The sequence below is a fragment of the Cohnella thailandensis genome (genome assembly GCF_014212135.1).
Classification (GTDB): domain Bacteria; phylum Bacillota; class Bacilli; order Paenibacillales; family Paenibacillaceae; genus Cohnella; species Cohnella thailandensis.
In genome coordinates this window covers 32,631-45,610 of record NZ_JACJVQ010000019.1, presented here as the reverse complement: position 1 = coordinate 45,610, position 12,980 = coordinate 32,631, and the positions used below count along the sequence as shown (strand labels likewise).

Sequence of the window (12,980 nt, the reverse complement as noted above, 5' to 3'; positions counted from 1 at the left end):
CTCCTTTATCGTCTTGACCCTCACCTAACGTTAAGCTTTAGTATAAGCCCATGCAAAGGAGGCTGTCACGATGAAGACATTGATCAAAGGCGCGACCATTCTAACCATGAGGAACGACGAGCCGTTTGCCGGGGATATTCTGATCGACGAAGACCGAATAGCGGAGATTGGGCCAGCCATTGCCGCCGAAGCCGATCGGGTGATTCGCGGGGAAGGCATGGCGGCGATGCCCGGTCTGATCAACGCCCACCAGCATACTCCCATGAGCCTATTGCGGGGATTTTCCGACGACCTGAAACTGATGGATTGGCTAGACAAGAAGATGCTCCCCGCCGAATCCCGAATGACGCCCGAGGACATTTATTGGGGCGCGAAGCTAGCCATGGCCGAGATGATCAAATCCGGGACGACCGCCTTTGCCGACATGTACATTCACATGAATGAAATTGCGATTGCGGTCGAAGAGGTCGGAATGCGCGCTTCTTTGACGCGGGGATTGGTTTTCCTCGAGAATGACGGCGGCCGCCGAATGTCGGAAGCGTTGGATCTCGTCCGTCGCTGGAGCGGCCAAGCCGATGGGAGAATCACGACGATGCTGGGGCCGCATTCCCCTTACACGGTTCCTCCGCAGCCCTTTAGCGAACTTATCGCGTTAGCGGAACGGGAGAACATTCCGATCCATACCCATCTGGCCGAAACCAAAGAAGAAGCGACCAAGATACGGGAAAAGTACGATCAGACTCCGACCGAGTATTTGTACCATCTTGGGCTGTTCGAAAAGGCTCATGTGCTCCTGGCTCACGGCGTGCATCTGAATCGGCGAGATTTGGGGTATTTGAGGGGCATGCGAGGCGGTGTGTCCCATAATCCGGTAAGCAACCTCAAGCTCGGCTGCGGCATTGCGCCGGTTGCGGAAATGGCCGTACAAGGGATTACGGTTGGGATAGGCACGGATGGGGCGGGCAGCGCCGCCACGCTGGATATGTTCGAAGAAGTTCGAAGCGCCGCCTGGCTGCAAAAGCTGGATTACGGGGATCCGACGAAGCTTCCCGCCGCGGATGCTCTTCAAATGGCGACCGCGGGAAGCGCGAAGCTGTTGAACATCGGACATGAAACGGGCACGCTCGAAATCGGCAAAAAGGCGGACATTATCTTGATCGATCTAAGAAAACCCCATTTGCAGCCGGTCCACAATCTCCATTCCCTGCTCGCGTACAGCGCCAACGGCTCGGATGTGGACACGACCATCGTCAACGGCAAAGTATTGATGCAAGGCCGACAATTGTTGACCATCGATGAGGAGGAGCTGTTGAAGCAAGTATCTTGGCGTTCGAAGCGCATCGTCGACGGGATTTGATCCTTGGAAGCTGAAAACGCGGGCACGAATGCTCGCGTTTTTTATTCTTGTCTCAACAGATGCCTTAAGGTCTCCAAGCTTTCAGCCACCGTCCGATGAGCCGTGTCGATCACGATGCGGTCCCGATCCCAAACCTCGTACTGTCGATTCCTGACCTGCTCCCAGGTCGGCAGTACAAAGCCGGGAATATCGGCTTCCCGGGTTTCAACTCGATGCTTGTGTTCGCGATCGTCCGTGCAGACCACTTCAATCTCCACAAACGGTGCTTCTAAAGACTCCGCCACGTTGCGCCAAGCCCGACGCGTCACTTGGATGGGATTGACGGTATCGGCAACCACGTCGAGACCTAGTTGAAGATTCTGCGATGCAATCGCATAACACACCAGGTAACCCTCAGGTCCGTCGACCCTGATTCCGGCATCCCGCATGGCCTGCTCCACGACATCGACCCGGAGATACGCAGCCCCTAGCATTCTAGCCAGCGCCGATGATAGCGTGGTCTTCCCGGTGCCCGGCAACCCGCCGAATATATAGAGCATTAAACTCGACTCCTTCGAAAAAGAAAACCTCCTATCAGATTTATCCGTTTTCTTCCAATAGAAGGTTTCCTCGATTAGTATTAGATTGATAAGTAATGCAAGGCGAGTTTTTGTTTATGCGCCTCAAAGATTTCTTCGAGAGTAATATCGTTTGCACTGTCGGTATAATCCTTGACCCGCTGCTGGAATTCGATTGTACTCATGGCGTCCTCTTTTCTCTGGCTGAAACTCGATTGTTATCGGGCTTCAAATCGCCTATGTAGTATGCAAACACTTGCTCGATCGGCTTAAAGTACAGGTAGCCGTCGTCCTCCCATGGCTGAAAATGCAAATCCATCCGGGAGTCGTTCCAATTCTCCGGCGTGCCCTTCGTGGCGAGGCGTCCCGGCACGATCGGCTCCTCGATGACCTTCGGGAACTCCTGGTAGCCGAACAGCAGATTCTCGTGAATGGCGATGATCTCGTACTTGTCCCCGAAGAACGCCCGCTCCTCCTGCAGCTGATAGTGATAATAGACATAGCTCGCGATCATCTCCGGCTTCAAATGCGCGACCCGGCCGACCCGCCGCTCGACCGGCTCCTTGCGCAGCCAATGCTCTTCGCTCGCCGGTTCGTTGAAGTGGAACACGTCCGCCATCTCGACCCACTTGCGCGGCTTCGCCTGCCCCGGCCAGTCCTTCAGGCAAGGAACCGCCTCGCAGGCAAGCTCCTCCGGCAGCACGTCCCTTCCCATGCATTCGTAATAGAGAAACAGCTGATTGCGCCACTTAAACGCCGCGGCCGTCATCAGCTCCCCCCGCTCGACCAGGCTTCTCGCCTGCGGACCGTCCGCGAGAGCCTGCAAGCCGGCAGCCTCCCGTCCTTCCTCCCACTCCGCCCGATAAAATTTGCGTTTGATCATCGTCGTCGCTCCTTCGCATGCGCTGTTCTTCGCTTTTGCTATTGTAGAGCCTGACTGGACCTTCGCTCAAGCTTTGTCTAGCTCCGGCGCAGCGGGAGCCACCCGCTCAGCTCGGCCCCGCCTTCCGGACGGTTGGCCGCGGTCAGCTCTCCGCCGTGCGCCCGGAATACCCGCCGGGCGATCGTCAGGCCGAGCCCGGCGCCGCCGGTGTCCCGGTTGCGGGAAGCTTCCCCCCGGAACAGCGGCTCGAACGCGCGCGGAAGCTCGGACTCGGCGAAGCCGGGGCCGCTATCCCGAACGGCCACCCGCGCCTTGCCCGCTTCCGGCGAGCAGCCGGCGACGACCGTCCCCCCGCTCGGGGAATGACGAACCGCGTTTTCCAGCAAATTCAGCAAGGCGCGCTCCAGGAAGTGGGCGTCCCCCTTCATCGGGCAGGAAGCCGCGGAAGCGTCCACCCGCAGCCGAACGCCCCTCTCCTGCGCGGCGGGAAGCAAGCTGTCGGCCGCTTGGCGCAGCACCGCGGCCAAATCGACTTCGTCCTCGGGCTGCATGGTGTCCAAGTAATCCGTCTTCGCGAATAGAAACAGGTCGGACACGAGCCGGTCCAATTGCTTCGACTTGTCCTGGCAGACGGCGACGTACTTCCTCATCTGCTCCGGCGTGGAGGCGATGCCCTGCTCCAAGCCGTCCAGATACCCCCTTAGAGCGAACAGAGGCGTACGCAGATCGTGCGCGATCGCCCCGACGAAGAATCTCCTCTCTTCCTCCAACGCCGCTTGCTGCTCGACGGATTTTTTTAACCCTCGGACCATGACGTCGAAGCCTTCTCGTACCTCGGAGATCTCCCGAATGCGGGAATCCGGAAGCTTGACCTCCAGCTCCCCTTCGGCAATTCGCCGGGCGGCCTTGCCCATCGACTCCAGCGGCCGGATCAGCCATTGGCGGAAGCCGTACCCGATCAGGAGAAGCGCGAATACAGAGCCGACGAGCCCCGCCGCCCAGATGCCGGACGACGTCGCCTTCTCCGAGCCGCCGAGGCGAATCGTGCCCGTCTCGAGAAGATGGACGGCGACATAAGTCACCCACGACAGCGTGCTGACAAGGACAAGCGCCAGCGCGAACGCATCTCTCAGCCTTAGCGTTCTCATACCGGCTTCGCCTCGAAACGGTAGCCGATGCCCCAGACGTTCGTCACGTATTGCGGCGCGTTGGCGTCGAGCTCGATCTTCTCGCGCAGCCTGGCGATATGCACCCGAACGGTATGCTTGTCGCCGACCCCTTCCCAGAGGCGATCCAGCAGCTGCTCGTACGTGAACACTTGGCGCGGATGCCCGCTGAGCAGGCTGAGAAGCTCGTATTCCTTGGGCGTAAGGCTGAGGCTCCTCCCGTCCACCAGAAGCTCGCGGGTCGACAGGTCCAGCTTCAGGCGCCCGTAATCCAGCACCCGGGAGGCATGGCGGGAAGCCGCCCCCGTTCTTCTTAACACCGCTTTGACGCGGGCGACCACCTCGCTGGGGGAAGCGGTCTTCACGATATAATCGTCTCCTCCGATGCCGAGACCCCGGATTTTGTGCACGTCGTCGTCGCGCGCGCTAAGGAACAGGATCGGCGTCTCGCTGACGGAGCGGATCCGGCGGCACAGCTCGAAGCCGTCCTGCCCCGGCATCATGACGTCGAGGAGAAGGCAATGAACCTCCGAAGCTTGGAAGATGGCGAACGCTTCTTCCGCTCCGCCGGCCGTCAGCACCTGAAAGCCGTCGTTTTCCAGAAAATCTCTCATCAGCTCCGCGATGCTAGGATCGTCGTCGACGACAAGCACGCGATAAGGGGTGGGAATATTCATGGCTATCTCTCTCCGAAAAATAGAATTCATCCGTCTTCAGTATAGCACTCCTCGCCCGCCGATCGCTTTCTTATGGAGAATCGTGACCGTTCGTTGATGATTTTGTGATACTTTCGGCGCTCGTTTCGATATAGGCACGGAGTAAGCTTAAGCTCGTTCAACCGATTCGTATGGGAAAAGGAGAGTTGCATGATGGACGTCGTTCGTCCGATCCTATGGTCGATTCATCTATGGTTTTTCGCTTCGCTGCTCGTGTTCGTCGCCTTCCGGCTGCGACGCGCCCTGGGCGGTCGAGGCTTCCGCCGCCGGCAGGGGGAAGAAGCTTTGGCGCAGCTCGACTTGCGATTCGCCAAAGGCGAGCTTAGCGAAAGCGAATATAGGCGGCACAAGGAACTGCTGAGAGAGGATCGCCGCAATGAACCGTAAGACGCTGTATGGCGGAATTGTCGCCGTTGCGTTCGCCTTCACGGTCTGGACGCTGCTCCATTGGCTCGTTATCGATCCGCTGGCTTCGGATTTTCTAAGCGTCAAGGCGGAGACGGAGACGGCCCGGCCGATCAAGCTTCCGGCGTGGCTTCGCGTGCTGGACGTTCATATCGCGTTCGCGTGCCTAAGCATGATCGCCGGAGCCTTGAACTTCTCCGGCAAGCTAAGGGCGGCTCGGCCCAAGCGGCATCGCGCCATCGGCTACGCCTACATCGTCAGCGTGTTCGGCGTGATCGTCACCTCCGGCTACATGGCGCCTTACGCGACGGGGGGCCAGGCGGTCGGCATGGCGTTTAACCTGCTGAATATCGTGTGGATGTCGTATACGATCGTCGCCCTGGTCCAAATCAAACGAAGACAGGTGCAGCGGCATCGGAATTGGATGATCCGCAGCTACTCGCTGGTCTTCACGAACATGGGCATCCATTTGTTCGAGGCCGTTCTGGCGCGAGGGTTCGGCATGAACGACGCGGACGCCTACGCGACCAGCGTGTTCGTGACGGTTGCGGCGCTGCTGGTCGCGGCGGAGGTTGCGGTTCGGGGGTTTAGGAAGTAACGGCAGGACGGTGCGGGAGAAATCTCCCTGGCGCCGTCCTTTTTTTGTCCGAGGGCTCTTGATTGTCATAATTTTGCCTTATTCGACAATATTCATTGAGCGTTTACCCATATTTTGTTAAGATGGACGAGTGTTTTTACCATTTTTTAGATCGGAAGGGGAACTCGTTAACATGCGATTTTGGAGAAAAAGGCATGCCAAAGCGGCAGGTTTGCTCCTGTTGATGCTTACGATGATTATGGTACCGGTGGCGCAGGCATCCGGAATTTCGTTAAGCGTGAACGGGAAAGACATTCCGGGCAGCGTTCAGCCTGTCCTAAGCAAGGGCACGCTCATGGTGTCCATTCGACAGGCGGCCGAAGCGTTCGGCTCCCAGTTTACCTGGGACGCGGCTTCCCGCACCGTGACGGTGACCAAAGACGATACGATCATCCGAATCGGAGTGAACGCTTCCTCGGCCACGGTGACTAGCGGAACCGTAAACAAGCAAGTGAAGCTCGATACTCCGGCTCAAAGCATCAACGGACAGATTATGGTTCCGCTGCGGTTATTCGCGAGTCTTTACGGGGCAACGGTGTTCTGGGATTCGAAGCGGCAGGAAGCCCGGGTCACGACAAGCGATTCGTCAACGACCGTGATCAAGGGCGATCCTGGCGACAAGGGCGATAAGGGCGACCAAGGTCAAGACGGCGCAACGGGGCCTCAAGGACCGAGCGGCGCTACCGGCGCAACCGGGCCGAAGGGCGATAAAGGCGACAAAGGCGATACCGGGGAAAAAGGAGATAAAGGCGATAAGGGAGACCCGGGCAAGGACGGTGCAGATGGCGCCCAAGGACCGGCGGGCGCTGCCGGTGCTACCGGCGCAACCGGGCCGAAGGGCGATAAGGGCGACCCGGGCCAAGATGGTGCAAACGGCGCTCAGGGCCCGGTTGGCCCTGCCGGTGCTACCGGCGCAACCGGGCCGAAGGGCGATAAAGGCGACCCGGGCCAAGATGGTGCAACTGGCGCTCAGGGACCGGTAGGCCCTGCCGGTGCTACCGGCGCAACCGGGCCGAAGGGCGATAAAGGCGACCCGGGCCAAGATGGTGCAACTGGCGCTCAGGGACCGGTAGGTCCTGCCGGTGCTACCGGCGCAACCGGGCCGAAGGGCGATAAAGGCGACCCGGGCCAAGATGGTGCAACTGGCGCTCAGGGACCAGTAGGTCCTGCCGGTGCTACGGGGCCGAAGGGCGATCAAGGAGATCCGGGGCCTGTTGGACCTCCAGGTCCGGTTGGTCCCGTTGGCCCCGCGGGGCCGCAGGGCGCTAAGGGCGACAAAGGCGATCCTGGCGCAAGCAACGCCGATGAAGGCTTCTCGGTAAGCCTAATCACTCAGGCAACTCCCGCATCATCAATTCTTTCGAATTGGAACGCGTCTTCCGAATTTTATGCGGGGAACAACTTCAACCCTGCGACGGGCACATATACCGTTCCTGCATCGGGTAAATATTCCATCAAAGCAACGGTCAATTACAGCACGACTTCCGCAGTAAGCATTTCACTCGGGGCCGGCATAAATCCGTATTTCGCCGTAACCAAGAATAGCTCCGCTAATCTGGTATCCGGTTACCTCCCTATTCTGGATGTCAATATCGCTCTCGTTCTTACGTTAAGAACAATCCTCGCCAAAGGTTCCGTTACGCTGAATACGGATGCTTACTTGAGCGCGGGCGACGTTCTGAACCTTAAATACGAAGCCGACGGATTGACCCTCCCTATCATTCTCGGAGGCGATGAAGGAGCCTCCGTCACCTGGTCGGTTCATCAATTGACCAGCAATTAAACTACAAATAGGCGTCGCGGGGAAGCACACTTCACCGCGACGCCTATTTGCTAGCCGACTTTAACGATTTACAGCCCTTGGCTGCGACTCTTCGCTTCCTGTAAGCCGACTTTATCGGCTTACAGCCCTTGGCTGCGGCTCTTCGCACTCTGTAAGCCGACTTTATCGGCTTACAGCTCTTGGCTGCGGCTCTTTGCTCTCTGTAAGCCGACTTTATCGGCTTACAGCTCTTGGTTGCGGCTCTTTGCTCTCTGTAAGCCGACTTTATCGGCTTACAGCTCTTGGTTGCGGCTCTTCGCACTCTGTAAGCCGACTTTATCGGCTTACAGCCCTTGGCTGCGGCTCTTCGCACTCTGTAAGCCGACTTTATCGGCTTACAGCCCTTGGCTGCGGCTCTTTGCTAATCTGTGAGCCGACTTCCCTGCTTAGCGAATAAAATCGCTCGCCCTCGACGCTCCGAACCACCGATAGAACCTTCGGGTATTCTCCGCAAGCCTCTCGCCCGCCTCTTCCTCGCTCATCCCTCGCAGAAGAGCGATCTCGCGGACGACGTCCCGCGCCATCGAGGGCACCGTCTCGCGCCCGGCGAACGGTCCTTCGAACGGCCACGGCCCGTCCGTCTCCGCCATGATCCGCTCCAGCGGATAGGAGCTCGCCAGCTCGCGGATGTCCGGCTCGTAGAGCACGTCGGGCGTGAACGACACATAACACCCGTACCGAGCCATGCGCTCAACGGTCGAAGCCGCTCCCTTGAACCAATGGAAGTGAGCTTCCCGGACCCGGTGCTTTTCCAGCAAGTCCAAAGCCTTGTCCGCGTCCTCGTAAACGGCGTGAAGCACGATCGGCCGGTTCAGCTCTGCGGCTAGCCCGACGAAACGCTCCAGCTGCAGCAGATAGGGAGCTTCGTCAAACGATTCACCGCGCCCCTCCGTCTCCGTCCGCAAATAATAGGGCAGTCCGACTTCCCCGATCGCGAACGGTTCGTCCTCGGCCGCGCGGGCGCGAATCCAGTCGCACAGCCTCGTCAGCTCCGGCCCGTCCGGATCGAGTGCCGGTTGCTCGGGGTGACGGCCGTAGGCGGGCAGGACCATCCCAGGGTACAGTCTCGCGAGCCTACGATTCTCCTCGCAGGAGGCGAGGTCCATCGAGACGGCGACGATGCCCGCCACTCCTTCGACGGCCGCCTCCGCCAACAGCGAGTCCCTTCTCTCCGCCGGATACGAGTCCAGATGAATATGCGCGTCATAGATTTTAAATAGCTTATCCCTATCGAGATTATCCACGGGAAGCCCCCGCTCCCTCTCCGAGAAGCTCCAGCACTTCTTGCTTCAGGCCGACGAACTCCGGCTCCTTCCACACGTCCTCGCGGCGAGGGCGGGAGAACGGAACCCGGATCTCCTTCAGGATCCGCGCGGGAGCGCGGGAAAGCACGTAGATGCGATCCGAGAGCGTCAGAGCCTCCTCGATGCTGTGCGTGACGAACAGCACCGAGCGCCGCTCCTCCTCCCACAGCCTCAGCAGCCACGCTTGCATCTCGGCGCGGGTCAAGGCGTCGAGCGCGGCGAACGGCTCGTCGAGGCACATGACGGCACGCGGCATGAGCAGCGCGCGCAAGAAGGAAACGCGCTGCTGCATGCCGCCGGACAGAACGTGCGGGTACTCTCGAGCCACGTCGCCCAGCCCGATTTTCCCGAGCCATTCCGATGCCAGCCGCTTCGCTTCGTCCGCCCGGATTCCCGCCGTCGTCAGGGCGGAGCCGATATTGGCCGCTACCGACAGCCACGGAAACAGCGACGCTTGCTGAGGCATATAGCTGATGTGCCCGCGCTCGCCGGTCGTCTCCTTGCCGTCGATCCGAATGCTGCCTTCGTCCGGAAGCTCGACGCCGCCGATCAGCCGGAACAGCGTCGATTTGCCGCTGCCGGACGGGCCGATCAGCGTGACGAATTCTCCTTCGCCGACGCGGAGGGACAACCGATCGAGCACCGGATGGCGTTTGCGGTCTCTCATAAAGCTTTTGGATACGCCGGTCAACTCCAGCTTTGCCGATGAAGTTCCGCTCATTCCGAACGCCCTCCTTTTCCGCCCGATGCCGAAGGTCTCCAACGGATGACCAGCCTCTCCAATAAAGCGGCGGCGCCGTAGAAAGCGAGAGCCAGCGCCACGATGCAGACGATCGCGGAGAACACGCCGACCGTGTCGTAGCCCTTGGACTTGAGCACGATGTAGTGGCCGATGCCCTCGCTGGAGCCGAGCCACTCCGCCACGATGGCCGCCGTCACGCCGTAGGTCGCCGTCAGCTTCAATCCGGTGAAGAAGGACGGAAGAGAAGCGGGCAGCTCCAGCCGGCGAAGAATCTCCCACCGGGAAGCCCCGATCATCGAGAGGTATTCCCGAAGGTGCGGCGCCGCTTGGCCGAGCCCCGCGAGCATGGACCAGGCGACGGGGAAAAAGCACACGAGAACGAGCAATATCAGCTTAGGCATAAGTCCGAATCCGAACCAGACGATCAGCAGCGGCCCCAAGGCGATCGTCGGGATGTTCTGCGTGATGATGATGATCGGCGACAGCGCCGCCCTCACTCCGGGAATGAGGTGGAACAGCAGCGCGGCCAGGATGCCGATCGCCACTCCGAGCCCCATTCCCTTAAGGGCCAGACGCAGGGTGAACCACATCTGATCCCACAGCCGGGAGGCGTTCTCCCCCATGTAGGAAGCGATCGTCCAAGGAGAAGGAAGCACGTAAGGCTTCACGTCGAAAGCCATGCAGCTAGCCTGCCATATAAGCAGCAAAGCGAGGAGCGTTCCTCCCGGCACGAACGCCCGGCGAACGTTACCGGCCATCGGGATATTTCTGCAGGAGGCGCGCCATCGAGGCGTTGCCGCTTCCGTCCACCGACAGCTTGATCTGGGACAGGACGGACGGGCTGCCGAGCTCGAACATTTCCGCGTTCATTTTTTTGACGATGTCCAGCAGCGTGTCGAGGTCCCCTTCCATCGTCGTCTCCAGCGGGCCGACCCGGTAAGGAACGCCCGATTCCTTGATGATCTCGATCGCGCGGTCGACGTAAGGAATCACGTCCGTATCCCCTTGCTTCAGCTTCGGCAAAATTTGAATGCTTAACAGAGCTTGCGCCACAGGCTCTTCCTCCTTGTCCATTCTTCGTTATTTTTGCGGCAAAAAGTCGTTCGTGAACATGGCGTCGTAATCGAGGTCGGCCTTGAGAAGTCCGTGCTCCTTCAGGAACTCCGCGTAGCCGGACCAGACCTCCCGCTTCTGCTCGCCCCAACGGGGAGCGTCATCCTGATACTTGTTCGCCAGCCACTCCTGGCTCGCCTTCACGAGTTCCGCATTCAGATCCGGCACGGCCTTCAGCAGGATGTCCGCCGACTCCGCCGGATGCTCGATCGCGTACTCGTAGCCCTCGGACGCTCCTTCGACGAAAGCGCGCACGACGTCCGGCTTGTCGGCAATCATTTTCTCGCTCGTCTCCAGGATCGGCGTGTAATAATCCAGTCTCTTGTCGAAGTCGGCCAAGTACACCATGTTCAGCTCGATGCCCCGCTGCTCGGCCTCGATGCCGGTCCACGCTTGGAAAATCCATTCGAAGTCGATGTCCTTCGTGATCGCCGTGAAGAAGTCGGCCGTTCCCGCGTTGACGAACTTCACCTTGCTTACGTCGGCGCCTTGGTTCTTCATCATCGATCCGATGACGGCCTCTTCCGCGGGGGAGCCCCATCCTCCGTAAGTGCGGCCTTCGAAATCCTTCGGCTCCTTGATCCCCTTCTCCGCCGGGCTGGCGAAGCCCGAGGTGTTGTGCTGGATGATGGCCGCCAGGGACACCAACGGCATGTCCTGCTCGCGCGCCAGAGTCAGACCCTCCTGGGCCCCGACGCCGAAGTCGGCCGCTCCGCTCGCCACCATCGCGTCCGCTCCGCTCTCCGGCGGCTGGACGATCTCGACCTTCAGTCCTCTTTTTTCCCAGAAGCCTTGAGCGGCCGCCACGTACAGCCCCGTATGGTTCGTGTTCGGAGTCCAATCCAGCACGACCTTGACTTCCTCCAGTTCCTTCGACGCGCTTGAGGAAGCGCCGCCTTCATTCGATTCCGCGTTGTTGCCGCAGCCCGCCGCAAGAAGCAGCGCCGTCAGCGACAGCAGGCTTGCCTTGCCGAATTTTCCGTACTTGCTCTTCATCTTTTGTCTCTCCCCTGTTCTCTTCGTCTGAGCAACCAGATGCCTGGCGATCCCGAGCTTCCGCCGACGCCGGCCAGCCGCCCGCCGAACCTCGCACCCGCGCAGACCTACGAACCGACCCTAGCCACAATCCCGTGCCCGTCCGATCGCATCGTTCTCCTAGCCTAGTATCCATTCCGGAAGCAACAAAAAAACGCCCCCCGAAACCGGAGGGCGTCCATGTCATGCAAGGACGATAGGGAGAATCCGCCGCCTTCTTCAAGGCTGACGGCTCTCTCTCACCTTACCGCGCCGCGCGCGGACAATTCGAAGGTACGCATGAGAATGCGAATCCATTCGGATAGGTGCAACTGCCTCCGCTGGAATTATCCAGATCAGGTCTGACGGTCGAAAGCGGATCAGCTTCCCTCTCAGCCAAGTTCCCTCAGCTCCCGCGTAAACGTTCGATATGTTGGTTGTCTCGTTGTTCATCATACTGGGAAAATGCGCCCCGGTCAACCGTCGGAATTCGGAAGCGACTGTCCGGGACGTCTTTGAGTTATAATAAGGAGAGTAGATTCATAGACACGTGCGGCATAAAAAATACGGGAGGAACGAGCATGTGCGGAAGATATACGATAACGGTGACGATTGAGGAGATGCTGGCGCGTTATTTCGCGGAGAACGTCGTTAGCCCCTATCAGCCTCGCTACAACGTGGCTCCGGGACAGCTCGTTCCCGCCGTCATCAACGACGGCAGCCGCAATCGGATCGGCCTGCTTAAGTGGGGGCTGGTTCCTCCCTGGGCGGAGGACGCCAGGATCGGCAACAAGATGATCAACGCCCGCGCGGAGACGATCGAGGAGCGGCCCGCCTTCCGGAACGCTTATCTTAACAAGCGCTGCCTCCTGCCTGCCGACGGCTTCTACGAGTGGCAGCGCTCCGCGGGCGGCAAGAAGCCGATGCGGATTACGCTTAAGGGAGGCGGATTGTTCAGCCTGGCCGGCTTGTACGAGACCTGGGTCTCTCCCGAAGGAGAGAAATGGCACACGTGCACGGTGCTGACGACCGCGCCCAATCGGCTCATGGCCGATATTCACGACAGGATGCCGGTCATCCTGAAGCCGGAGGATGAAGCGCTGTGGCTCGACCGCCGGATTAGGGAGCCGGCACGCCTGAAGCATCTGCTCGTTCCTTACCCGGAGGACGAGATGGCGGCCTACGAGGTGAGCGCCGCCGTCGGCAACGTTCGGAACGACAGTCCCTCTCTGATCGAACGGGTGGCGAGATAAGGCGGTTCCGG

At 59.7% G+C, this 12,980-nt stretch carries 14 protein-coding genes; 5 read left to right on the top strand and 9 right to left on the bottom strand.

The window, feature by feature from the left end:
* The first annotated feature begins 70 nt into the window (after positions 1-70).
* Positions 71-1,357: an amidohydrolase gene (locus H7B67_RS20920; protein WP_185121811.1), complete on the top strand. Its 1,287-nt coding sequence runs from the start codon at positions 71-73 to the stop codon at positions 1,355-1,357.
* A 41-nt stretch (positions 1,358-1,398) separates the two neighbouring features.
* Here H7B67_RS20920 and H7B67_RS20915 read toward each other — a convergent pair whose 3' ends face one another.
* From H7B67_RS20915 to H7B67_RS20900, 4 genes are all read right to left on the bottom strand, one after another.
* Positions 1,399-1,896 carry a P-loop nucleotide/nucleoside kinase family protein gene (locus tag H7B67_RS20915; protein WP_185121810.1) on the bottom strand — a complete coding sequence of 166 codons (498 nt, stop codon included), beginning with the start codon at positions 1,894-1,896 and terminating at the stop codon, positions 1,399-1,401.
* A gap of 199 nt (positions 1,897-2,095) precedes the next feature.
* Complete coding sequence (locus tag H7B67_RS20910; RefSeq protein ID WP_185121809.1) at positions 2,096-2,797, bottom strand: hypothetical protein; 702 nt, start codon at positions 2,795-2,797, stop codon at positions 2,096-2,098.
* A 77-nt stretch (positions 2,798-2,874) separates the two neighbouring features.
* Complete coding sequence (locus tag H7B67_RS20905; protein ID WP_185121808.1) at positions 2,875-3,945, bottom strand: sensor histidine kinase; 1,071 nt, start codon at positions 3,943-3,945, stop codon at positions 2,875-2,877.
* Complete coding sequence (locus H7B67_RS20900) at positions 3,942-4,640, bottom strand: response regulator transcription factor (protein ID WP_185121807.1); 699 nt, start codon at positions 4,638-4,640, stop codon at positions 3,942-3,944. The genes H7B67_RS20905 and H7B67_RS20900 overlap by 4 nt, the downstream gene beginning before the upstream one ends.
* 189 nt (positions 4,641-4,829) lie before the next feature.
* Between H7B67_RS20900 and H7B67_RS20895 the strand changes: the two genes are divergently transcribed.
* The 3 genes from H7B67_RS20895 (at position 4,830) to H7B67_RS31150 (ending at position 7,504) form a co-directional block, all read left to right on the top strand.
* On the top strand, positions 4,830-5,066 hold the full coding sequence (locus H7B67_RS20895; protein WP_185121806.1) for an SHOCT domain-containing protein: 237 nt from the start codon (positions 4,830-4,832) through the stop codon (positions 5,064-5,066).
* On the top strand, positions 5,056-5,682 hold the full coding sequence (locus H7B67_RS20890) for a DUF2306 domain-containing protein (RefSeq protein ID WP_185121805.1): 627 nt from the start codon (positions 5,056-5,058) through the stop codon (positions 5,680-5,682). The genes H7B67_RS20895 and H7B67_RS20890 overlap by 11 nt, the downstream gene beginning before the upstream one ends.
* A gap of 172 nt (positions 5,683-5,854) precedes the next feature.
* Positions 5,855-7,504 (top strand): stalk domain-containing protein, encoded by a 1,650-nt coding sequence (locus tag H7B67_RS31150; RefSeq protein WP_221468850.1) that lies wholly within the window; start codon positions 5,855-5,857, stop codon positions 7,502-7,504.
* Positions 7,505-7,929: 425 nt separating this feature from the next.
* On the opposite strand, the gene H7B67_RS20880 is transcribed toward H7B67_RS31150, so the two are convergent.
* The 5 genes from H7B67_RS20880 to H7B67_RS20860 are packed head-to-tail and all read right to left on the bottom strand — an operon-like array spanning position 7,930 to position 11,698.
* Positions 7,930-8,787, bottom strand: coding sequence for a TatD family hydrolase (locus H7B67_RS20880; RefSeq protein ID WP_185121804.1), 858 nt, complete (start codon positions 8,785-8,787; stop codon positions 7,930-7,932).
* Positions 8,780-9,568, bottom strand: coding sequence for an ABC transporter ATP-binding protein (locus H7B67_RS20875; protein WP_185121803.1), 789 nt, complete (start codon positions 9,566-9,568; stop codon positions 8,780-8,782). Before H7B67_RS20875 ends, H7B67_RS20880 begins: the two co-directional genes overlap by 8 nt.
* Entirely contained in the window at positions 9,565-10,347 is a 783-nt protein-coding gene (locus tag H7B67_RS20870) for an ABC transporter permease (protein WP_185121802.1), read from the bottom strand. Before H7B67_RS20870 ends, H7B67_RS20875 begins: the two co-directional genes overlap by 4 nt.
* The gene (locus H7B67_RS20865; protein WP_185121801.1) at positions 10,337-10,642 is read right to left on the bottom strand and encodes a thiamine-binding protein; all 306 of its coding nucleotides are present in this window, start codon (positions 10,640-10,642) and stop codon (positions 10,337-10,339) included. Before H7B67_RS20865 ends, H7B67_RS20870 begins: the two co-directional genes overlap by 11 nt.
* A 27-nt stretch (positions 10,643-10,669) precedes the next feature.
* Positions 10,670-11,698 carry an ABC transporter substrate-binding protein gene (locus tag H7B67_RS20860; protein WP_185121800.1) on the bottom strand — a complete coding sequence of 343 codons (1,029 nt, stop codon included), beginning with the start codon at positions 11,696-11,698 and terminating at the stop codon, positions 10,670-10,672.
* A gap of 599 nt (positions 11,699-12,297) precedes the next feature.
* Here H7B67_RS20860 and H7B67_RS20855 point away from each other — a divergent pair.
* Complete coding sequence (locus H7B67_RS20855; protein ID WP_185121799.1) at positions 12,298-12,969, top strand: SOS response-associated peptidase; 672 nt, start codon at positions 12,298-12,300, stop codon at positions 12,967-12,969.
* The last annotated feature ends 11 nt before the right edge of the window (positions 12,970-12,980 follow it).